This window comes from Paraburkholderia dinghuensis (assembly GCF_003837865.1).
Taxonomy (GTDB): Bacteria; Pseudomonadota; Gammaproteobacteria; order Burkholderiales; family Burkholderiaceae; genus Paraburkholderia; species Paraburkholderia dinghuensis.
The window spans coordinates 152,473-174,470 of sequence record NZ_RQIS01000007.1 but is presented as its reverse complement, the minus strand read 5'-3'; the positions used below and the strand labels follow the sequence as shown (position 1 = coordinate 174,470).

The 21,998-nt window shown below is 62.2% G+C and carries 19 protein-coding genes; 6 read left to right on the top strand and 13 right to left on the bottom strand.

The window, feature by feature from the left end; all coding sequences use genetic code 11:
- Nucleotides 1–155: 155 nt before the first annotated feature.
- The 3 genes from D1Y85_RS11650 to D1Y85_RS11640 are packed head-to-tail and all read left to right on the top strand — an operon-like array spanning nucleotide 156 to nucleotide 3,254.
- Nucleotides 156–1,238 (top strand): acyltransferase family protein, encoded by a 1,083-nt coding sequence (locus D1Y85_RS11650; protein ID WP_124151205.1) that lies wholly within the window; start codon nucleotides 156–158, stop codon nucleotides 1,236–1,238.
- Between the two features lie 53 nt (nucleotides 1,239–1,291).
- Nucleotides 1,292–2,335 (top strand): GDP-mannose 4,6-dehydratase, encoded by a 1,044-nt coding sequence (gene gmd / locus D1Y85_RS11645; RefSeq protein WP_124151204.1) that lies wholly within the window; start codon nucleotides 1,292–1,294, stop codon nucleotides 2,333–2,335.
- Nucleotides 2,322–3,254: a GDP-mannose 4,6-dehydratase gene (locus D1Y85_RS11640; RefSeq protein ID WP_124151203.1), complete on the top strand. Its 933-nt coding sequence runs from the start codon at nucleotides 2,322–2,324 to the stop codon at nucleotides 3,252–3,254. The genes gmd and D1Y85_RS11640 overlap by 14 nt, the downstream gene beginning before the upstream one ends.
- 18 nt (nucleotides 3,255–3,272) lie before the next feature.
- On the opposite strand, the gene D1Y85_RS11635 is transcribed toward D1Y85_RS11640, so the two are convergent.
- The 11 genes from D1Y85_RS11635 to D1Y85_RS11585 all read right to left on the bottom strand — a co-directional run bounded on the left by D1Y85_RS11635 (nucleotide 3,273) and on the right by D1Y85_RS11585 (nucleotide 16,524).
- Nucleotides 3,273–4,445, bottom strand: a complete 1,173-nt coding sequence (locus tag D1Y85_RS11635; protein ID WP_124151202.1) for a glycosyltransferase family 4 protein — start codon at nucleotides 4,443–4,445, stop codon at nucleotides 3,273–3,275.
- 41 nt (nucleotides 4,446–4,486) lie between these two features.
- Nucleotides 4,487–5,704, bottom strand: coding sequence for a glycosyltransferase family 4 protein (locus D1Y85_RS11630; protein WP_124151201.1), 1,218 nt, complete (start codon nucleotides 5,702–5,704; stop codon nucleotides 4,487–4,489).
- A gap of 23 nt (nucleotides 5,705–5,727) precedes the next feature.
- Entirely contained in the window at nucleotides 5,728–7,200 is a 1,473-nt protein-coding gene (locus tag D1Y85_RS11625; protein ID WP_124151200.1) for a glucose-6-phosphate isomerase, read from the bottom strand.
- A gap of 2 nt (nucleotides 7,201–7,202) precedes the next feature.
- Nucleotides 7,203–8,351, bottom strand: a complete 1,149-nt coding sequence (locus D1Y85_RS11620; protein WP_124151199.1) for a glycosyltransferase — start codon at nucleotides 8,349–8,351, stop codon at nucleotides 7,203–7,205.
- Nucleotides 8,352–8,383: 32 nt separating this feature from the next.
- Nucleotides 8,384–9,310, bottom strand: coding sequence for a glycosyltransferase family 2 protein (locus tag D1Y85_RS11615; RefSeq protein ID WP_124151198.1), 927 nt, complete (start codon nucleotides 9,308–9,310; stop codon nucleotides 8,384–8,386).
- 36 nt (nucleotides 9,311–9,346) lie between these two features.
- Nucleotides 9,347–11,569 carry a polysaccharide biosynthesis tyrosine autokinase gene (locus tag D1Y85_RS11610; RefSeq protein WP_124151197.1) on the bottom strand — a complete coding sequence of 741 codons (2,223 nt, stop codon included), beginning with the start codon at nucleotides 11,567–11,569 and terminating at the stop codon, nucleotides 9,347–9,349.
- A gap of 83 nt (nucleotides 11,570–11,652) precedes the next feature.
- Nucleotides 11,653–12,828: a polysaccharide biosynthesis/export family protein gene (locus D1Y85_RS11605; protein ID WP_124151196.1), complete on the bottom strand. Its 1,176-nt coding sequence runs from the start codon at nucleotides 12,826–12,828 to the stop codon at nucleotides 11,653–11,655.
- On the bottom strand, nucleotides 12,822–13,268 hold the full coding sequence (locus D1Y85_RS11600) for an arsenate reductase/protein-tyrosine-phosphatase family protein (protein ID WP_124151195.1): 447 nt from the start codon (nucleotides 13,266–13,268) through the stop codon (nucleotides 12,822–12,824). Before D1Y85_RS11600 ends, D1Y85_RS11605 begins: the two co-directional genes overlap by 7 nt.
- Before the next feature lie 32 nt (nucleotides 13,269–13,300).
- Nucleotides 13,301–14,719 carry a UDP-glucose dehydrogenase family protein gene (locus D1Y85_RS11595; RefSeq protein ID WP_124151194.1) on the bottom strand — a complete coding sequence of 473 codons (1,419 nt, stop codon included), beginning with the start codon at nucleotides 14,717–14,719 and terminating at the stop codon, nucleotides 13,301–13,303.
- Nucleotides 14,720–14,796: 77 nt separating this feature from the next.
- Nucleotides 14,797–16,176, bottom strand: coding sequence for an undecaprenyl-phosphate glucose phosphotransferase (locus D1Y85_RS11590; RefSeq protein WP_124151193.1), 1,380 nt, complete (start codon nucleotides 16,174–16,176; stop codon nucleotides 14,797–14,799).
- 144 nt (nucleotides 16,177–16,320) lie between these two features.
- Nucleotides 16,321–16,524, bottom strand: coding sequence for a hypothetical protein (locus D1Y85_RS11585; RefSeq protein WP_124151192.1), 204 nt, complete (start codon nucleotides 16,522–16,524; stop codon nucleotides 16,321–16,323).
- 145 nt (nucleotides 16,525–16,669) lie between these two features.
- Between D1Y85_RS11585 and D1Y85_RS11580 the strand changes: the two genes are divergently transcribed.
- Entirely contained in the window at nucleotides 16,670–18,190 is a 1,521-nt protein-coding gene (locus tag D1Y85_RS11580) for a mannose-1-phosphate guanylyltransferase/mannose-6-phosphate isomerase (RefSeq protein ID WP_124151191.1), read from the top strand.
- A gap of 51 nt (nucleotides 18,191–18,241) precedes the next feature.
- Here D1Y85_RS11580 and D1Y85_RS11575 read toward each other — a convergent pair whose 3' ends face one another.
- On the bottom strand, nucleotides 18,242–19,357 hold the full coding sequence (locus D1Y85_RS11575; protein ID WP_246024881.1) for a transposase: 1,116 nt from the start codon (nucleotides 19,355–19,357) through the stop codon (nucleotides 18,242–18,244).
- A gap of 608 nt (nucleotides 19,358–19,965) precedes the next feature.
- On the opposite strand from D1Y85_RS11575, the gene D1Y85_RS11570 reads away from it, so the two are divergent.
- Both D1Y85_RS11570 and D1Y85_RS11565 read left to right on the top strand, forming a co-directional pair.
- Nucleotides 19,966–20,418, top strand: coding sequence for a DUF2501 domain-containing protein (locus D1Y85_RS11570; protein ID WP_124151190.1), 453 nt, complete (start codon nucleotides 19,966–19,968; stop codon nucleotides 20,416–20,418).
- Between the two features lie 166 nt (nucleotides 20,419–20,584).
- On the top strand, nucleotides 20,585–21,028 hold the full coding sequence (locus D1Y85_RS11565) for a hypothetical protein (RefSeq protein ID WP_124151189.1): 444 nt from the start codon (nucleotides 20,585–20,587) through the stop codon (nucleotides 21,026–21,028).
- A gap of 67 nt (nucleotides 21,029–21,095) precedes the next feature.
- Here the strand turns inward: D1Y85_RS11565 and D1Y85_RS11560 are convergent, their stop codons facing one another.
- Nucleotides 21,096–21,689: a DUF4337 domain-containing protein gene (locus tag D1Y85_RS11560; RefSeq protein ID WP_124151188.1), complete on the bottom strand. Its 594-nt coding sequence runs from the start codon at nucleotides 21,687–21,689 to the stop codon at nucleotides 21,096–21,098.
- Between the last annotated feature and the right edge of the window lie 309 nt (nucleotides 21,690–21,998).

Below are 21,998 nucleotides of genomic sequence, written 5' to 3'. Positions count from 1 at the left end.
AAGGCGTTCGCATTCAGCTCGATACGCCAGCGCATTTTCGTCTTTGTATCGCGCTTAAAACCGGATTAAGCAGCGGATATATTTCGCGGTTTTGGCTCAATTAATTCTTTCTAGAATGATCCGGACTTTCTGCGCATGCATCCACCCGATACCTGATGACCGTAAAGAGCCTCGCAAGTCAAACCGCACCTTCACACCGCATCGTCCAGCTCGACGGCCTGCGTGCATTCGCCGTGATGGCCGTCTTCGCACAGCACGCGCTGCACGCGCCGCTGTGGATGGGCGTCGACCTCTTCTTCGTGCTCAGCGGCTTTCTGATCACCGGCATCCTGCTCGAACGCAAGGCGCGCGGCCAATCGTATTTCAGCTACTTCTACGCGCGACGCGTACGCCGCATCCTGCCGCCGTATTTGTTATTGCTGGCCGTCTCGTCGATGCTGTTCGGCCTCGGTTGGACGCACTTCTGGCGCTGGTATGCGTTCTTCGCCACGAATATCGGTGACGCGGTCGGGCAGAGCGGCCACGACAGCCTCAATATCCTGTGGTCGCTCGCCGTGGAAGAGCAGTTCTACATCGTCTGGCCATTCATCGTTCTGCTGCTCCCCGAAACGCTGCTGGCTATCGTAGCCGTTGCACTGATCGCGATCGCGCCGGTGCTGCGAGCGATCGCGACGCCGTGGTTCGACTCTTTCTGGCCGATCTACTACCTCACGCCATTCCGCATGGACCTGCTCGCCGCAGGCGCCCTACTCGCTGTGCTTGTGCGACGCGACCGCGAAGCACTCGAACCGTTGAAGCTGCCCGCGGCGTTCCTCTTCTTCGCTGCGCTTGCCGCGCTCGCCTGGCTGCATCTGCATTACCCGCGTTTTCGCGCCGAAAACACATCGCTTTCAAACGCACTGCTCTATAGCATCTCGCTCGTGCTCTGTACGTCGCTCGTCGTAATGGCATTGCAGTCCAGAGGCCTTCTGCTGCGCGTCCTCTGCAATCCCGTACTCGTTTATCTGGGCACGATCAGTTACACGATCTACCTCATTCACCTGACGATCCTCTACGCCGTGTGGCCGTTCGTTCACGGCCGCGCACAGAGCGCCGCAATCGCACTCGCATTAACGCTCGCCTATGCGAGCGCAAGCTGGTTCCTTTTCGAAAAGCGCCTGACCCGCGGCCCACACGCGCGGCAAACAACGCAAACGCCCAGCGTCCCCGTGGCAAGTGCATCCGGCACGCAGCCCTGAACGTCCGGCCACCAGTCTCCCAATCCCCGTTTAATTCACAGAAGGCCAATTCCATGAATGCACGACGCAAAGCCATCATCACCGGCGTATCCGGCCAGGACGGCGCATACCTGACCCGCCTGCTGCTGGACAAGGGCTATCACGTCAGCGGCACGTACCGCCGCACCAGTTCCGTCAATTTCTGGCGCATGAACGAGCTTGGCGTGCTCGAACATCCCGAACTCGAACTCGTCGAACACGATCTCACCGACGCAGGCTCCACGCTCCGCCTGATCGACCGTTCGAACGCCGACGAAATCTATAACCTTGCGGCGCAAAGCTTCGTCGGCGTGTCGTTCGACCAGCCCGTCACGACCGCCGAAGTCACGGGCGTCGGCGCGCTGAACCTGCTCGAAGCGATCCGCGTCGTCAATCCACGCATCCGCTTCTATCAGGCGTCCACCTCGGAAATGTTCGGCAAGGTGCGCGCCGTGCCGCAATGCGAAGAAACGCCGTTCTATCCGCGCAGCCCCTATGGCATCGCCAAGCTCTTCGCGCACTGGTCCACGGTGAACTATCGCGAGTCATACGATCTCTTCGCGACGAGCGGCATTCTCTTCAATCACGAATCGCCGCTGCGTGGCCGCGAATTCGTGACGCGCAAGATCACCGATGCGGTCGCGAAGATCAAGCTCGGCAAGCAGCAGGTGCTCGAACTGGGTAACCTCGACGCAAAACGTGACTGGGGCTTTGCGTCCGAGTATGTCGAAGGCATGTGGCGCATGCTCCAGGCGAATCGTCCCGACACCTACGTCCTCGCCACCGGCCGCACGGAAACCGTTCGCGACTTCGTGAAAATGGCGTTCGCCGCGGCGGGCACGCAACTCGAATGGTCGGGCAGGGACGAACGCGAGACCGGTGTAGACATCTCGACGGGACGTACGCTCGTACGCGTGAATCCGCGCTTCTTCCGTCCCGCCGAAGTCGACCTGCTGATCGGCGACGCAAGCCGGGCACGCGCGGACCTCGGCTGGGAAGCGCGCACGACGCTCGAGCAGCTTTGCCAGATGATGGTCACCGCCGACCTCGCACGCAACGAACGTCATGACACGTTCTGATGCGACTCGCGCGCCACGCGCGTTCATCACCGGCGTGGGCGGATTCACTGGCCGCTACATGGCGGCGCGTCTTGCCGCCAGCGGCTATCGCGTGTGGGGCACGGTGCGCGGCCAGGACCGCGTACCGCCCGACACCACGCCCATCGCCGCAGACCTGCTTGACGAACGCGCGCTCGCCGATGCCGTGGAAACCGTTCAGCCCGACGTCGTCGTGCATCTGGCGGCCGTCGCAAACGTCGCGCACGTCGATGTTGCCCGCATCTATACCGTCAACGTAGTCGGCACGCGCAACCTTCTTGAAGCAGTGGCGCGCATGGGCAAACCACCGCGCGCGGTTCTGCTTGCGAGCAGCGCGAATGTCTACGGCAATGCGACAGAAGGTGTTCTCGACGAATCCGTTGCACCGCAGCCCGCGAACGACTATGCGGTCAGCAAACTCGCCATGGAGTACGTCGCAAAGCGCTGGCGTGACCAGTTGCCGATCGTGATCGCACGCCCCTTCAACTACACCGGCATCGGTCAGTGCGACGACTTCCTGCTACCGAAGATCGTCGCCCACTATGCACGCGGCGCGCGTACGATCTCGCTTGGCAACATCGACGTGAGCCGCGATTTCTCCGATGTTCGCGACGTCGTCGATGCTTATGCACGACTCATCGAGACGCTAGCGCACGGCGAAACCTTCAACGTTTGCTCCGGCACCGGCTGCACGCTGCACTCCGTGCTCGACTCGCTCGCCGGCATCGCCGGTTATGAAATCGACGTGAAAATCGATCCGCAATTCGTGCGCAAGAGTGAAGTACGGCAACTCATCGGATCGAATGCGAAACTACGCGCGGCGATCGGCGAAACGTCGCGCATTGCGCTGGAAGACACGCTGCGCTGGATGTTTGAAGACGCGCGGCGGCGCCTCGCATAGCGAGGCACCGCCTCCGCGTCAATGCACGCCGCTATTTGCGGCGGCGATCGCTTCGCCATAGATCTGCGCGACCCGCTTTGCGACCACCGCGTTATCGAAGTGATTGCGTGCGTACTCACGGCACGCTTTTTCATCAGGCAGTTTCAACCGGCCCGAAAGCGCAGCGTCGACGCCATCCGCAATCGCGCCCGAACCCGTCGAAGGCAGCACGAGATCCTGCGAGAGCCCCGCTACCGCTTCAGGCAGACCACCTACCGGCGTCACGAGGACGGGCGTTCCCGCTGAAAGCGACTCCACCGTAATCAGGCCAAATCCTTCTAGCGCTACGGTGGGCACCACGCTCAGATTCGCGGCGCGATAGAGTGCGGGCAAATGCGCATCCGGCACGAAGCCGAGCAATTTGACGTTGTCGACGAGGCCGGCGCCGTCGATACGCTGCTGCAGTTCGGCCTCCAGTCGGCCGCGACCTGCGATCAGCAGCAACACGTCGGGATGGCGTGACTTCAATTGCTTGACGGCATCGATCAGGTCTTCGAGACCCATGCGGCGCACAAGCCGGCGAACTGCCAGCACGATGGGCCGCCCTTGCGGCAGTTGCAGCCGCAGCCGCGCTTCCGCCTGTGTGCAGGGCGGATCGAATTGCGCGGTATCCACGCAGCCCGGCACGACACACACGCGCTCCGGCGAAATCGCGTAGCGTTTGGTGAGAATGTCGCCGAACGCACGTGACAACACGATTAGCCGAGACGAGCGCTCATACACCGACTGCTCCAGATAGTGCTTGATACGCTGGCTCAGCGACGCAGCGCCCTCGACGAAACTTTCGTCGGCCCACGGCCCCTGGAAGTGGGAAACCTGCGGAATACCGCGCGTCACGTCGAGTCCCGGGAACGTGTAGAGCGCAAAGTGCGATGAAATGACATCGGGCCGATGCCGGCGGATTTCGCGTCGCAGCGCCTGACGCGCGGCCAGGAGGCGAAGCGGCAACGCACGCGAAGCGAGACCGAAACCGTGGATCGCCCCGCCGCTGTCGTGTGCCACGTTCGGCGAGCCGGCGACAACGCCGCGAACCTGTACACCTGCGCCCGGCAGTGCACCCACGAGCGAGTAGTACATGCGGTCGAGGCCGCCTGCGCGCTCTGGAAACCAGTGCATGCCGATCTGCAGCGACTGGATGGATTGAGTCGTCATTGCGTGTTTCCTTTTAATGCTCGATTACTTGAATCCCGGCCTCAGGGAGTGTCCGCGTGCTGCAAGGAATGACCGCCTGACACCGCAGTTTGTGCGATATCCCGCGCACTGCCCACGGGTTCGGTCGCGTCTCCCGCAAGTTGCCGATACAGCGCGATGTATTGCGCGGCCATGCGCGCCCAGCCAAACTGCCCTGCGAGCCGTGCCGCCGCTTCGCCCATTGCTTGCCGCCATGCGGTGTCGTCGGCGAGTTGCTGCACCGCCCGCGCGAGGGCGTTCGCGTCGTCGGGATCGTCGAGCACGATGCCGCACTCGGGCGTGATGATCTCCGCGCCGCCAGCCGTACGCGCGGTCACAACAGGCAGGCCCGCCGCCATCGCCTCCAGCAACGAAAGGCTCATCGCTTCGTAGCGCGACGGAAAAACATAGGCATCGACGGAGCGCATCAACGTCGGCATCTCGCGCACGAGGCCAAGAAAATGCACGCGAGAAGCGATGCCCAGTTCACGCGCCATAGCCGGATAAGGACTGCCGGGCAGATAGCCAGCCACCGCGAGATGCACACGTTGGGGCAAGATTTTCAACGCGTGCAACACCGTGCCGAGGTTTTTGCGCGGCGTGCGCAAATCGCCGACAAAGAGCAACAGGCACGCGTCGGCCGGCAGATCGAACGTCGCCCGGTCAGCGGTTGCCGATGCGAAACTGCGCGTATCGACGCCGTTGTAAATCACGTCGAGCCGCTCGATCGGCTCGCCGCCCGACGCACGAATCTCGTCCGCCACCTTGCGCGACACTGCCGCGATCACGCGCGAGCGGCGATACGCCCACCGTTCGAGTACCGCATTCGCGCGCGTATAGACGAACTGATAGGCGGACCACACGCCACGCGTGAGGCCAAAGGGGTAGTACTTGCTGCGCGCCCAGCCGCCATGCACGAAATGCGCCGTGTTGACATCGGCCTGCGCCCATGTAATGAAGCCGTTCACATGGAGCACATCGAACTCCGTGCGATGGCGGCGAAGCCAAAGTGCGCTCTTCACCGCGAATACCTGTTGACGCAGCAGATTGGTCGGCCACGCGCGTGAGGCCTGCACGCGCACCCACTTCACTCGCGGATGGGCGAGCAGTTCCGGCGCGACATGGGAGGCAACGAGCGTGACGTCGAATCCCTCATCCAGCGCCGCGCGCGCGATCTCGTGATTGACGCGGCCCTGGCCGTCGTTATGGCGCACGACATGCGTGACGATTGCAACTCTCAATCGGTAACCTCCGTGATACGGGTTTAGCGTCGCGTCAGCTTGCGCCAGTGTCCCGCGCTGAGTATGGAAAACACGCTGGAAAACAACAGCAGCCCCCCCGTGCCGACCAGCGAGTTCGTGAACACGAGCATCGCGAATATCGAAAGTGCGAGACTCAGGCACGCGCACACGTAGCGATCGTCGGGCATGCGCAGCGCCGCGCGCACCGCGCGCGCAAGCAGCCACAACACGCCTGACATGTACAGCAGCGTGCCCGGCCAGCCGAGCACGAATGGAATGTTCATCACGCCGCTGTCGAAGCTGCCGTACTTGCCGAGTTCTCCGTTGTTGCTCGATAACTTCGTTGAAGCGCCCGTTGCACCGAGGCCCTCTCCTGTTACGTCGGTGAACGCAGTTTTAGCGAAGTCGGCGTAGAACTGGTTACGCGCCGCATAACTCTGGTCGTTGCTGAGGTTCACGAGCGTGTTCAGACGCTGTTGCATGCGCTCCGCGACGGGGCCTATGGTGAGGAGCGGGACGCAGACACCCGCCAGAACCATCGCGCTGACGATGATGCGCACGCGCACGCGGTTGCTCGATTTCATCAACTGGATCAGCATCGCGATCGCCCAGCCACCCCACGTCGAGCGCACGAGCGAGAGCGCAAACGCGAAGAAGCCGAGGGCGGCCGCGATCCAGCGTACCCGGTGCTTCGCCGCCATCACGAGCACCATCGCGCCCATCATCGCGAATGCAAACGGCCCCGACGAGTTCATCGTGCTGAACACGCGCACGCCATAGGGCACAGGGTCGCCCTGAGAGTTCATGTTAGAACCGATCATCCACATTGCATCCCACGGCGGCATCACGAAGAACTGCACGAGGCCATAGGCGCCCATGACGAGCATGCCGTAGATGAAGGTGTTGACGATGGTGTCCCGCGACTCGGGATACTGGCGCGTGAGCACCATGATGTGAAAGCCGATCAGGAGCGGATAAACCCAGTTCGCCAGATCGTAGACAGCGGCAGCAGGCCCGCTCGCGACCACACCCACCACGAACGCATACGCGATACCGGCGAGCGCAAGCAGCAGCGGCAAACTGCGACGCTGTGCAAGCAACGGGTAGTAGCGCAGCAGCGATATGCCGCTGATCATCGTGACCGCCAACGGCGCGACCTGAATCATGCTCGTCGGCGTGAATCCACCCTTGCCGTAATCGGCGAGGCGCCGCACTTCAGGACTCAGGAACCACAACCACCACATGAAGCCGATATAGCGCACCGGATTCACGAAATAGAGCCACAGGCCCGTCATCACTGCGAGCACGGGAAACGCCAGCGTGAGCACCGCGCCCTGGCGCGCGGCCACGAGCAGCGCCGTGATAAGCCAGAGCGCAAGCGGAGGAAGCGTATCGCGGCCCAGCACGCGGCGCAGACCCGAACGCCCGCGAGCTGCGGGGGCAACGGGCGCGGCTGGCGCTGGAAAAGGACCGGGCATAGCGGACGGCAAACGCATCGTCACATCCCTCGCCCTAATTCGCGAGCCGTTACCGCCGCGCCTGCCGCCGCCGCACGCGCACACTGTGCCTCGCGCTGCAGAAGCATTTCGCGCGTGAGTTCCACATGCTGCTCGGCGAAGTGCTGCGTCGTCAAATCGCGCGCGCGCAACTGCTCGCATGCTGCGCGCGCCTGATCGAGCGCCTGCGCCGGTTTCGCAGCCAGCCTGCTCACGGCGTCGCGCAATTGCTGCGGATCGAACGGCTCGATCCAGGAGACGGCTGCTTCGTCGAAGTAATCGTCGAGCGCACCGACCTTCGTCACGACCATCGGCTTGCCGAGCGCTGCCGCCTCCAGCATCACCGTGATACCGGAGGCGTGCGTGTTAGGCCGCAACGGCACGACGACGAGATCGGCCCATTCATAGAGCGCGTGCTGCTGCTTGATGCCGGACACGCGTACGACTTCCACATTCGGTGCGCGCGCCGAGACCGGCATGCGCCGGCGCGTGGCGATACGCACCTGATAGCGCGCGTCGTGGCCCAATGCCGCGACCAGCGTATTCCAGTCACGGTCACGGTCGTTGCCGATGGCGGCGATACGCAACGGGTCATGCGGCTGCCAGCGTGCCGGTGGACACAACGGAAAATCTCCCGTGTTCAGGCCATAAAGCACCCGGCGTGCGTCGCGGCCGAAATAGCGCTCGCAGAGCGCAGCGTTCTCGCTTGCGAGCGTCGTGAGCAGGTCGGCGCGCGCGATCAGCCTGCGATAAAGCGCGCGACGCAGTGCGCCGTAACCGGCCCAGCGATCCAGCAGCCACACGCTTTGTGCAAGCAAAAGCGGCTGCTCGCCGCCCTTGCGTGCACTAATCAGCAAGAGGAGCGCCACGGCCAGATGCTCCTGTTCCGTATGCGTCCAGATCACGTCCGAGCGCAGGATTGCGCGGCGATTACGCCACGTATGGATGAAATCGAAGCCGAGCATCGCCTTCAGCGCGCGTCGCGCGAACCGCATCGGAACGATTTCGTGCTGGTCGCGCGAGTAATCGAGCGTGAATTCGTCCGATTCAGCATGATGGTAACCATACAGGCAGCCGATGTTTTCACCCTTGCGATAGCGGCGCGGATCGGCGCCGTAAAAAAGATGAACGTGAACTTGCGTGCTGCTCATTCAGGGTCCTCCGTGTAAAACGTGGGCGTCGTCTATGCCAACGCCCGGCGCGCTTCGCGTGCGCCATTTCGCACCGCTCGCCAGCGCGCGACCGCAGCCTGGGGCGGCCCCACGCGGAAAGCGCTCAACCCCGCGTGCAGGAGCCCCGGATAGACGCGTGTGCCGATCAGCGCGTACCACCACCAGGCGATCTCCCGACGCAGCGGCGAAAGATGGCCGCGCAGGATCAGATGCAGATTGAACGCCGCATTACGCATCGACGTGAACGTCTGCGCATTGCGGGGGTCATCGCCTGCGCGCGGCGCGGGATAGTGATCGACGGCGACGAGCGGGTCGTAGACCAGTTTCCAGCCCGAGCGCTTCACGCTCATGCTGAAGGCCATATCGTTGTGCGTTTGGGCACCGGTGCCGCGCAAACGCCGGTCGAAGCGCAGATCGCCGATGGCCGCGCAGCGATAGCTCATATTCGCGCCCTTGAGCAGATCGACTTCGCGCGCGTCACCCACGCCGAGATGATGATTCCCGACGATGCGGCCCGAACGCTGAACCTTCCCGACCATTTCGCACTCGCCGTCGAGCACGCGGCCCGCCTCGTGGACCCAGTCGCGCCCGCCCAGTGCGCCGAGTTCGGGGTCGCGTTCGAACGCGGCGGCAATCCGCGCGACCCAGTCGCTGCGTGGAGCGGCGTCGTCGTCGGTGATCGCAATCACGTCACCCGTCGCGGCTTCGAGTCCGCGATTGAGGGCGGCAACCTGTCCCGGCTCGTCGACCAATGCGACATCCACGTTCAGTACGCGTGGCGTGACGTGGTCCGCAAGGCACGCGTGCGTGGCCATGTCGTCGGCGCGCGCCACTACGACGACCTGCTCCGGCGTGCGCTCCTGGCACAGCAGCGCGGACAGGCATCGAGAAAGATCATCAGGACGACGATACGTCGGCACGATCACGGTCACTCTCATCGTGCATGCTCCGCTTGAATGATATCGATCCATAAGTCAGGCACTCAGATATTCCTGCGCCGCCGTGTAGCCATAGGCGTAGCTGCCGCGCGCCCGCTGCGGCACCGCGTTGAAAATGCCGCCCTGCACGCGCACGCCCGCATTGCGCAGCCGCTTGAGCGTATCGGTGATCTCGCCTTCCGAATGCATGCCTGAGCGCAGCACGAGGAACGTCGAGCCTGCATGCCCGCCGATGATGGCGGCGTCCGTTACGGCCAGTACAGGCGGCGTATCGATGAGCAACACGTCATAGCGTTTTGAAAGCCCTTCAAGGTACTGACCGAGACGCGCCGACATCAGCAGCTCGGATGGATTGGGTGGACGGCGCCCGCACGAGATGAAGTGCAGGTTATCCACTTCCGTCGAGCGAATCGCTTCGTCGAGTGAGATCTGACCCGACAGCAGTTCGGAAAAACCGTTTTCCTGCCTGCTGCCCAGGTGTCGTTCGAGCGCACCGCGCCGCATGTCGCCGTCGATCATCAGCACACGCTTGCCCGAGTGCGCGAGCAGCATGGCCAGATTCACCGTGAGGAAGCTTTTTCCGACGCCGGGCACCGAACCCGTAATCATCACCACGCGATTACGCGCATCCATTACGCTGAACTGCAGCGACGTGCGCAGGCTGCGCAGACTCTCGACAGTGAGGTCTTTCGGGTACGCGTTTGCGAGCACTTCGCGCATGCGGGTGCCACCACGCACCGGAGCGCGTTTTTCCAGCGCCATTTGCTCCGACGACAACGGCACGAGCCCATAAACCGGCAGATGGAACGCACGCTCGATCTGGTCCGCGTCGACGATACCCTTGAAGAGGTTACGGCGCATCAACACGAAACCCGTACCGAGAATCAAGCCGAGCAGCGACGCCGCCGAAATGATCAGCAGCTTCTTCGGCTTCGACGGATTGCCGGGGCGCATTGCGGCGTCGACGATATGTACGTTGCCGCCGGTGCCTACGCGTTGAACGGAAAGCTCCTGAATACGATTGAGCAGCAGGACGTAAATGTCTTCGGCCACCTTGGCATCGCGCTGCAGCTGCACCGCTTTCACTTCGGTTGCTGGCAGGTCCCTGAATTTCGTATCGTATTTGGCCCGTTCCCCTTGAAGCTCCGCGAGCTGTCTGCGCGCAGCAACGAGCAGCGGATGCGCGTCGCCGAAACGCTGTTCCAGCGAAGCGATCTGCAACTGCATCGCGGAAATCTGCTGCTCGTACTGCACGCTGCCTTCGAGATAGATCTTCGCTTCGTCGCTCGCGTTGATCGATCCCGACTTGCTCTGATAAGCGGTCAGCGCGGCCTCGGCGTTTTCGAGGTCGGACTTCAGGCGTGGTTGCTCGCTGCGCAGGAAGTCGAGCATCTTGCTCGCGTCGGCCTGCTTGGTCGCTACGTGAACGCGCATATACGACTGTGCGATTGCGTTCGCGATCTCGGCGGAACGTGTGGCGTCCGAGTCCGAAAGCGAAATATCGATCACGCCCGTCTGCTTGCCCTGCTCCTGCACCTGGATCGCGTTCTGGAACGCGCTGATCGCATCGAGGTCATTCATGCGGATCACGGTAAAGCGCGTACCCGGTCGCGCAACCAGCTCGTTGACAAGGATGGTCACGCCGTTACCCTGTGCGGTCTGCCCGGCTACGCCTTCAAGCAGTCGCTCCCCGTTCGGGCCATCGAGCGCATAGCGTCCGTTCGATAGCGCGGTCAGCGTGAGTTTTTTGCCTTCGAGCGAAGGATCCACGTTGACCGAATCGACGTCGGCGACTTCTCCGCCCCACGCGAACGTATCGAGCCCGAACCAGGGCCTCGCGGGTGTGCCAGGCGTAGCCAGCCGGTTCGCCAGATTGCCGAGCACCGGGATCGAGACCGGCGCAACCGAAAAATTCAGCTTGTATTGTTTGACGACCGGCTCGACCACGCTGCGGCTCTTGATCATTTCGATCTCGGCGTCGGTCGGCAGTGAAGCCGACGACCCACTATTGATCGACGCGCCCGTCTGCGTCTGCGTAAGCGCCTGCGACGTGTAGTCGGCCTGCTCGACGCGAACCTGCGTATCGGCCGTATAGACCGGCTTCGCCACGTAGCAATAGAACACGGCAATGGCGACAACGGCCGCTGCGATGGCGATCAGCCAACCGATGTCGTCGAGAATGACGCGCAGCAACTGGCCGAGGACCACGTCCTCTTCTTCGGTGCGGGCCGCCGGGGCCGCCTGCGGGGTGATTTGCATGCTCACGTTTCTTTCCCCTTGAGTGAGTGTTGCACCTGACTGTTTTCCCTTTCGTGAATCTCGTGAATCGATCGATACGCGCGTCAGCGTGTGATCTGCTTCAGGTAGAAAACGGTCTGGATGGTCGGCAGCACCTGCTGCAACAAGCGGTTGAAGGTAGCGGAAGCTGCCGTGCCGACGTACACGACATCGAGCGGCTTGAGCTGGAATTGCGACGACAACACGATCGAGTTCGGCTGCGTCATATCGAGCCGGTAAATCTCCGGCTGCGTGGGCTTGTCTTTCATGCCGCGCATCACGAAGATCTGGCGCGGGTTCGCATCGGTGTTGAGAATGCCCCCCGCCTGCGTGAGCGCGTCGGCAATCGTGTACTTTCCGCGGACCATAGTCGTCTGCGTCGGCGTCTTGACTTCGCCCAGCACGAATATTCTGCTATCCAGATGATCCGGCACGTTGATGATGTCGCCGTCCTGAAGCATGACGTTCTGGGTCGCATCGCCTGCATCGAGCAGGCGATTCGCGTCTAGCACATAGAGCTTGCCGTCGCGCGTGAGACGCACGCGATCGATGTCCGCGTTATCGGTCGTGCCGCCCGAACGCGTGATCGCATCGACGAGCGTAAGCGGCACGTCGCTCATCGCGAGCGGGCCCGGTGTCTTCACGTCGCCGGTGACCTGCACTTTCTGGCTGCGATAGGCGAGCACGCGCACATCGACCTGCGGGTTTTTCACATAAGGCCCGAGACCCGACGCAAGCTGGTCGCGCAACTGGCCCGGCGTCTTGCCTGCCGCGTGAATGCGCCCGACGAACGGAAAGTAGATCGTCCCGTCGGCGGCAACGGTCTGACCGTAGGGATCGGCCTCGCCGGGTAACGCGGTCGTGTAGGGCTGCGTCAGTGCCTGACCGACCGTCTGCGTGGTGGTGCCACCGGCCGAGAACGTCGAGCCCTGCGGCGTCGAAAGTTCCGGATGATCGAAAACGGTCACGCCCAGAATGTCCTGCGGCGCGATGTGATAGACGTAGCTGGCCGCACCGGCGTAGCGCGATGGCGGCAACGCCCGGTGCGCCGCCGCGTCCTTCGCCGCAGCCTGCTGCATCACAAGTTGCGCGTCGATCAGATGCACCGTGTACTGCTGCTGCGGCTGGTTCGACGGCTCTTCGTGCAGGCTCGACGCGTCGAGGTAATTGCCGGGCGCGGTCGAGCACGCGGATATGAAGGCGCTCAGCGCCAGTACGGCAGTCAGTTTCGTTCTCAACATATTCGGTTCAACCATCCCTTCACCAGACGATCCATCAACTCGATACTGTCGCGATACGCAACCTCATCGAGGCCGTACGGATCGGCAACATCCGAGTTCTCCCATTCGCCGAGCGCGTACACCTTGCCGCGCGCGCTCGGTTCCATACGCTCGACGGCCCACACCTGCTGGCGCTCCGTAACGAGCACAAGGTCGGCATTGCGCACGAGCTTGCCCGTGAGACGCCGTGCGTGGTGCTCGCCCACGGCCACGCCGCGTTCTGCGAGCAGGCGCTGCATGACCGGGTCCATGTCCGCGCCCTCGCGTGCGCGCAGGCCCGCAGAATGAAACGCGCTCTTGCGCGCCGGAGCACGTTCGCGCAGGCGGGCGCGAAACAGTTGCTCCGCCGTCGGCGAGCGGCAGACGTTTGCGTGACAGACAATCAGCACGTCCTTGAACATGGCTGCACCCTTTCTTCCCTAGTCGCTGCGTTTTATGCAACGGCCTGCGTGCGCACGGCGGCCGCGGCACGCGCGTGGCTCGCCTGCGTCGCACTCGCGCGGCCCACGGCGTGGTATTCGATACCGATCTCCTGCAACGCGGACGGATCGTAGAGATTGCGCCCGTCGAACACGATCGGCGACTTCAGCCGCTCGATCAGCGCTTCAAAATCTGGCGCCTTGAATACTTTCCAGTCCGTCGCGACAACGAGGGCATCGGCGCTGTCAGCTGCATCCATCGCCTCGTCGACGAACGTGAGACGCGACTGCTGCTCGGGCACATTCGCCAGATCGAGCGCGAGCACGCGCTGTGCCTCGACGGTTGCGACCGGATCGTAGGCGCGCACGTTCGCGCCGCGCGCGAGCAGTTCGGCGATCAGCGTGCGGCTCGGCGCTTCGCGCATATCGTCCGTGTTCGGTTTGAACGCCAGACCCCAGACACCGAACGTAAGCCCGCTCAGATCCGAGCCGAAGCGCGAAACGATCTTCTGTGCGAGCACGAGCTTCTGCGCGTTGTTGACCGACTCGACGGCGCGCAGAATCTGCAGCGGCTCGCCAAAATCCTCTGCAGTTCGCATCAGCGCCTTTACGTCCTTCGGGAAACACGAGCCGCCATAACCACAACCCGCATATAGAAAGTCGTAACCGATGCGCGGGTCAGAGCCCACGCCGCGGCGCACTGACTCGATGTCGGCGCCTACGCGGTCGGCGAGATTCGCCAGTTCGTTCATGAACGAGATGCGCGTCGCGAGCATCGCGTTCGCGGCGTACTTCGTAAATTCGGCAGACGGCACGTCCATATACAGCGTGCGCTCGTGATTGCGGTTGAACGGCGCATACAGGCGCTTCATCAGATCCTTCGCTCGCTCGCCGGGCACGTCGTCGGTGCAGCCCAGCACGATGCGGTCGGGCCGCGCGAAGTCCTCCACCGCTGCACCCTCTTTCAGGAACTCGGGATTCGACACGACCGAGAACATGTGCGATTGCCCGCGCTTACGTAACTCGCTCGCAATAGCCTCGTGCACGAGCGCTGCGGTGCCCACGGGCACAGTCGACTTGTCGACGATCACCTTGAATCCGTTCATGTGCCGGCCGATATTGCGCGCGGCTGCGAGCACGTATTGCAGATCGGCCGAACCGTCCTCGTCGGGCGGCGTGCCCACGGCGATGAACTGGACGTCACCGTGCGCGACCGCGGCGGCCGCGTCGGTCGAAAACGTGAGGCGTCGTGCGCGGCGATTGCGTTCGATGATTTCCTGCAGGCCCGGCTCGTGAATCGGCACGACGCCTTGATTGAGCATGTCGATCTTGCGCTCGTCGACATCGAGGCAAAACACGTCGTTGCCGATGTCGGCAAGACACGCACCCGTTACGAGACCCACATAACCGCTGCCAATGATCGTCAGATTCATGCCCACCTCAATAGTGATTACCTGTTGCCACGCGCGAGCCGCGCCGCGTCATGCAGCACACCGCGCGCCCGAGCGATTCAAAATGCGTTTTGTCCTGCGAAGCCTTTCCACATCGTCATCGCGACGATCTTCAGATCAAGCGTGAAGCTCCAGTTCTGCATGTAGTGCAGATCGAAGCGGACGCGGTCGCGCATTTTCTCCACGCGATCCGTCTCGCCGCGAAAGCCGTTGACCTGCGCCCAGCCCGTAATGCCGGGTTTGATCCGATAGCGATGCATGTAGCCGCGCACGAGGTTCTTGTAGATGTCGTCGTGTTCGAGCGCATGCGGACGCGGGCCCACCACCGACATTTCACCCTTGAGCACGTTGATGAACTGCGGCAGCTCATCGAGACTCGTGCGGCGCAGAAATGCGCCCACACGCGTAATCCGTGGGTCATTGCGGCGCGCCTGCGTGACCTGACCCGCCGTTTCGGCGTGGACCTTCATCGAGCGAAACTTGTAGATTTCGAATTCGTTGCCGTCGAGGCCCTTGCGCCGCTGGCGAAACATGACCGGCCCCGGCGACGAGCACTTCACTGCGATGGCGATGGCGGCCAGAAGCGGGGCGAGCGACGCAAGCACGCACGCAGCGAAGAGCCAGTCGAAAACGCGTTTGGGCAATACACGCAAATCAGTGATGGGCGACGCAGCGAGATTCATCGCCGGCACGCCGAGGAGGTCCACCACCGGCTGACTGAAAAGGGAAAGGCTGCGCACGTCCGGAATGAAACGGATATTCACGAAGTCGTTGCGCAATTCCGTGACGATGCGATGAATCGTGCGCTCCTTGGAAATCGGCAATGCGAGCCACAACTCGCGTATGCCGTGCTCGCGCACACGCTCAATCAAGGCCTCGATATTGCGCTCCACCGGCACGCCGTCCACAGTCGTTTCGCCATGCGCGTCGTTGTCCTCGTCGAACAGCAGCGTGGGGCGGAATCCCGCTTCCGGGTGGTGGCGCATCTGTTCGATCAGAAAGCGTCCGTAGCGATGTCCGCCCGCCACGGCCACATCGCGCTGGTTATAGCCTTCGCGGCGCAGGCCCTTGAGCACCATATAGACGAGCGCCTTCGACACGATCAGCAGGGCAACCGAAGCGACGGCCCACCAGCCGAGCCACAGCCGCGACAGCAAATCCGCGCGATGCACGCTGAAGCTGAGCAGAACGCCCGTGGCTTCCACGGCGATCCACGCGATGCACACGCGTGCGAACAGATTCTGGAGCGACTTGCCCCGCCACGACTGATAGATGCCGAATGCGGGGAACATCCAGATCGCGAGCAGGCAGTTGAAGGCTAGCGCGACACTTTCTGCGTCGCTGAGCGCAACGAACTCGCCGTGGTGCAGAGCGGCCGCGACAAGCGCGCCCGTAGCGATCGCGACGATGTCGATGATTCTGGCTAGAACGCTAAGCATGTCCGGCACCTCGGGTTAAAAAAAGATCGCGGCCACGCACCTTTGTCGTGGTTGCAGCGTCGTCAATTGGGGAATCCGGTGCCGCTCACATGTCGGCACCGTTAAGTCGAATCCGAATTAACCCTAATAAGGCGCGATAAAAATTCATCCCGCAAGACACAAAAATATCTCCAAATGTATCGAGCGGAACGAGGCGTTTTTTATCGAATATTTTCGGCAGATTTTTCCATCCCGGATACCGATGGAGCCGATCCGCAGTGCCGTTTCCGGCACTTTCTTCCTGATTCGCACCAGTTCAGCGTTCGTGCCACGCATCGCCTTGCGCTCCAGTGACTTTTTATTCTTCAATTTTTTATCGTTCGACCCAGTTAATAAAAACACCCCGTCGAATTAGAAAAATAATATTTTCACGTTTCTTAATTGCCTTCGTTTTATTGTCGAATTTACGCATGCTACAAATCGCTGAACCGAAATCCATTCACAGGAGAGCGATATGACGGATACGGGCTCCATCACGGCATCGGCGCGCACGGAGGCAACGGGCACCGGGTTACATAGCGCCCTGCAGGTCTGCCCCGTCGTGCTGGCAGGCGGCGCGGGTTCGCGGCTGTGGCCCCTGTCGCGCGAGCAGTACCCAAAGCAGATGATCAACCTCGTCGGCGAGCGGTCGCTGCTCGCAGAAACGACAGGACGCCTCGACGCACTTGCGGACAGCATTACGCTCGCCGATCAATTGCTGATCGTGTGCAATGAAGAGCATCGATTCACGACTGCCGAGCAGGTCCGGCGCGAAGGCAAACGCGCCCGCCTGATCCTCGAGCCAGCGGGCCGCGACACCGCGCCCGCGCTCACCATCGCCGCGCTTTCGGTCGTAGCGGAAAAGCAGGACGGCATACTCGTGGTCATGCCGGCCGATCATGCGCTCACAGACCTCGACGCGTTCCAGTCCGCCGTGGCCGAAGGCGTCCGCCACGCTGCAGCGGGGCAGATCGTGACGATGGGCATCGTGCCGGCGCGCCCGGAAGTGGGCTATGGCTACATCCATATCGGCGATCCCGTTGCCGCCGACGAGCCCAACGGCGCGCGGCACCTCAACGGCTTCGTCGAAAAGCCCTATTTCGAACTCGCAAAACAATACGTGGCGTCGCAACGCTATTGGTGGAACAGCGGCATTTTTATCGTCCGCGCGTCCACATGGCTAAAGGCGATCCGCCACTTCCAGCCCGCGATTTACGAGGCATGCTTGAGCGCAACCGAAAGCGGCAGCGAGGACGGCGACTTCTTCCGCGTCGACCGTGAAGCCTTCATGCGCTCACCATCGAACTCGATCGACTATGCGGTCATGGAATCGCTCACGGGCGACCGATCCGTGGCCGCCGGCGTGGTCGTGCCGCTCGCCGCAGGCTGGACGGACCTCGGTTCGTGGGACACGGTGTGGCAGGTCTCGCCGAAGGACAACAACGGCAACGTCGCACAGGGACATGTGATGCTCGAAGGCGCGAGCGACACCTTCGTGCACTCGGACGGCCGTCTGATTGCCTGCGTCGGCACGCAGGATCTTGTCGTCGTGGAAACGGCGGACGCCGTGCTCGTCGCGGATCGCTCGCGCGCGCAGGACGTGAAGAAAGTCGTGCAGCGCATACGCGAGCAGCGCGGCAGTGAGGCCCTCACGCATCGGCTCGTGCATCGTCCGTGGGGACACTACGACTGCGTCGACGGCGGCGAACGCTTCCAGGTGAAGCGCATCGTCGTCGAGCCGGGCGCGCGTCTTTCGCTACAGATGCATCATCATCGCGCCGAACACTGGGTCGTCGTGCGCGGCACCGCGCTCGTCACGCGCGGCGAAGAACGGTTCATCGTGTCCGAAAACGAATCGGCCTACATTCCGCTCGGCGTTGCTCACCGGCTCGAAAACCCCGGCAAGATGCCGCTCGAGATCATTGAAGTGCAGTCGGGTTCGTATCTCGGCGAGGACGATATCGTTCGCCTCGACGATCAATACGGGCGGCAATGAACGCGGGCGGCGGATCTGCTGCCTGCGGGACGCGCCCCATGAGGGCGCACGTCAACCGGCGTGCGTCCTCGAATGAGGCCTGTATTGCGGTTCGGCGGGACTGCTCACGGTATCGCTATCATTGCCCGGCCGCAGCGAGCTTGCGGCCGTGTAGCGCTGCAACGGGGCAAGGCGCACGTTGCCGGGCGCACTCGTCGCCACACTAGTGGCATTAGCAAGCGCAGGTCGCGCAATGACCGCGTTGGGCGCGCGCGTGACTGTCGTGCCCGCCGGACGCTGGCTGCCCTGCGTCAATGGCGTAGCAGACACACCGCGGCACTCGTGCTCGATCCATTTACGCGCCCAGTCGTAAGCGAACTGTTTCGCCGAGTCGCGGTCCTGGAATCGCGGACCAATCAAACCGGAACGCTCCACGCGCTGACCGTCTTTGAGGATCTCCACCGACGCGCGATACATGCGATTGCGCACCGGCTGCACGGTGAGGTTGATCGCATAGCCACGCCATTCCGCAATCTGCACCGACTGCATACCATCGCTCGTCCATAGCGTGCTACGCGCCGCCGAAGGACTCTCGTCGCGCGGCATTTGCGAACCGGCAGGCACTGGAACAGCCGTGGACGTTATCGCCCGCGCAGGCAAGGCGGAGACCGCTTTCCGGGTGACAGCAGGCACGCTCGGACTCGCGAGTTGACGCGTCATGCTCTCGATAGCATCGGCGGCAATCGGTGCATCGCCAGCGCTTGCGGACACCTGCCACGTTTCCGGGCTCTTCCAGTAAACGGCAGGCTGTCCGTCGTCGTCCGCCGATTCTTCGACCACTGCGGCCTGCTTGACCGACGATGCGGAAGAAGTAACCGATGCCGGGTCAACCGGCTCGGGCACATAGACGAAACTACGCCCGACCTGCGTGAGCCGTTTGACGATCTCGATGAGCGTGCCGCTCACGTGCCAGTCGTCGAAACGGCGGCGACATGTGGGCCCGGATGGATAACGCGCGGGCAAACGCGACCACGATTCGCCAGTGGTCAGGATCCATAGCACTGCATTGGCAACGATCCTCGGCTCCGCGCGAGGGCGACCACGGCGATTGAGTCGAATGGGCGGATCATCGGATACGAGCGACGACACCAACATCCACTCGTCATCGTTCAGTTCTTCGAAATTCATGTTGTTCTCCACACAGCCGGACCGTGGCTGCCGTGACTGGGTATTCACGCGCGGATCGTGTCTGCCCGCGTTGGAATACCCGGTTGCACCATATGCTTTTCTACCTGGTTCATTTACGTCGGACGCCGCACTCGGGCGGTGCGCACGTCACGAAATTGACGCAAGAACCGTGGTCTCACTCGTGCAGGGGAGAATTTGTGCAGGAAGGATACCACCTCAAACCAGTCACTGAGGCGGACCGAAATAAGTGTTACGGTTAGAAACAAAGTTGCGCATCGAACGGTGCGAATTTTGCGCGATTGCGCCTGAATCTGCGATCTTTCTTCCGGAAACGCAATACATCGCCGCAAGGTTGCGGTATGCAAGTGGCCTTGTTCGCGCGGTGCAATACACCCGCTTCGAACCATCAAATCCACCGGTTCCGTTGTTGCCGCAACAAATGACATGGCGATGACACGGTCATTACGTCACCGTCTGACTGGGTTGCACCTCGCATTCCGCACTGCATGCCGCATTGAGTCGCGCTTTATACAGCGGTCATCCTCGCAAGCAGCGAAAGCGAATGCATCTATAGTAGAAAAGTACCTGCCCACCTCGGAGGTCCGTGTATGCAAACTTCTACACCGCGCACCGCCGCCCTTTTCGCCATTGGCCTGCTTCTGACCTTTGGCGTCGCGCACGCCCAGTTCGGCAATCTGCTGAATCAGGGCGGTAACAGCGGCACAGCCGGAAATGCGCTCGGCAATCTCGGCGGCCTCAGCAGTTCGCTCTCCGGGGCGTCGGTCACTTCGAGCAGTCTCGGCAATGTCACCGGCGTGCTCAGTTACTGCATCAAGAACAATTTTCTGAGCGCCGGTTCTGCAAGCAGCGTCCAGAACTCACTGCTCAGCAAGTTGCCCGGCGGCGCAAACACTACGGATAGCGGCTACCAGCAGGGGACCAACGGCATTCTTACTGCAGGCAACGGCTCGCATATCGATCTCTCGGGCAGCGGGCTCAAGGAAGCCGCCACGCGCGAGGTCTGCGACAAGATCCTCACCCAGGCGAAGTCCATGCTCTGACGCCATCTCCGGCCGCGCCAGCCTGCGTCGCGCGGCCCAGCGACCGCATGCCGCAATCCACATGTACGCAAACACAGACGCTGCGCAAGGGACGTGCCGCGTCGGTTGAACGTGAATGCTGTTCGGGTGTCGAATGGTTTTTCCGGGTGATTCGGTTGTCACAGACATGAGCAAGCACAGAGCTCCCGTCGTCACGCTTGTGGCAGGCGTCGCTGCAATGCTGGTCCCGGCATTCGCGCATGCCGAACCTCATGACCAGCAGTTCGATTGCACGTCGAGTCCGCATGCGTTCGTTTCATCGTTTATCAACGAACGATGGATCGATCCGAAACCCAGCCGGGTGGAGTCCAATTCGGTCAACGCATTCCGGCCCGTTCAGAAGGGCCAACTCAGCGCGTTCGGCTTCCCGATCTATATGGTGCTTGGCTACGAGCGCGACGACGCGCTCTTTCACCGCGGCTCGGGGAAGGAAATCGATTCGCCGCTTTACGGCGTGATTGTGTCCGCCCCGGAGGATTCGGTGCGGCTGCGGCTGCGCGAGGCCAACAGCGATGCGACGGTCGAAACCGTCGTACCGTTGCTGTTGACGGCCATCGTCTGCGGCGGTTGAGTCGCTTGCCTCGATCACGTGAGGGGGCCCCCGGGCCTGCCCGTGCGAATATCAGGCCCTGCGCGATTCAGATTGACGAGAACGCCAGAGCGCCGAGCACCACGCCCGCCGACGCCATCCCCATCGATACATAAAGCAGCCAGCGGCGGCGCGTCAGCAGTGTGATCGCTGTGAGCGCAATCGAGATCTGGATAGCCGTCGTGGCCTGCGCCCAGCGGTGATGACCGTGCATGAGCGCTTCGCTGCGTTCATCGTCTAGCGCCACGGCCTTTTCGATCGATTCGGCTTTCGCGCGGATCGGCTCCTTCTGCTGGCGATAGCGCTCGGCATCGGCGGTGAAGCGGCGCTGCGTTTCACTCGCATTCGCCGAGAGTGCTGCACCGAGTTCGGCAAGATTCTCTTTCTCGCCTTTGGCCTGGTAGTAAGCCCACTGGTTCGCAGCCTCGGTCTTGCGGATCGCCGCCTCGTTTTTGTAATAGAGCGCGAGATTTTCGCTCGTCCCGCTCTGGTAGGCGAAGATCGCACCGATCGACGCGAGGATCGCAGTGATCACAGCCATGCGGCCGGCAAACGGATCGCCCTCCCCGTGTCCGCCGTGGCCGGCAGCGGCGTGCTCCACAGCGTGATCGTGCGGCCCGTGCACTTCGTACTCTTCAGACATGCAAAAACTCTCCGGTAAGGCTCATTCATGCGCGCCGCGATTCTTGCATGGCCCGGCAGGCTGGCTGCGTCGCGTGTCGCGTGTTGTGCGTGGCGTGCCATTTTCGGCACGCGACCCGATTTCAGGACGCTCCATTATCGTGAGTCCGGCCCGCTTGTCCAGTAGTCGATTTCCATCGTTTCAAAACGAAAAGCGATTTGCAACTTTAGAAAGCAAAACGTTGGATTTATCGGCTGTTTATTAATTTATGGAAAACGAAAATGTTGCATCGCATTGAGCGGCTCAACCGCATGCAAATATCGCTCTGGC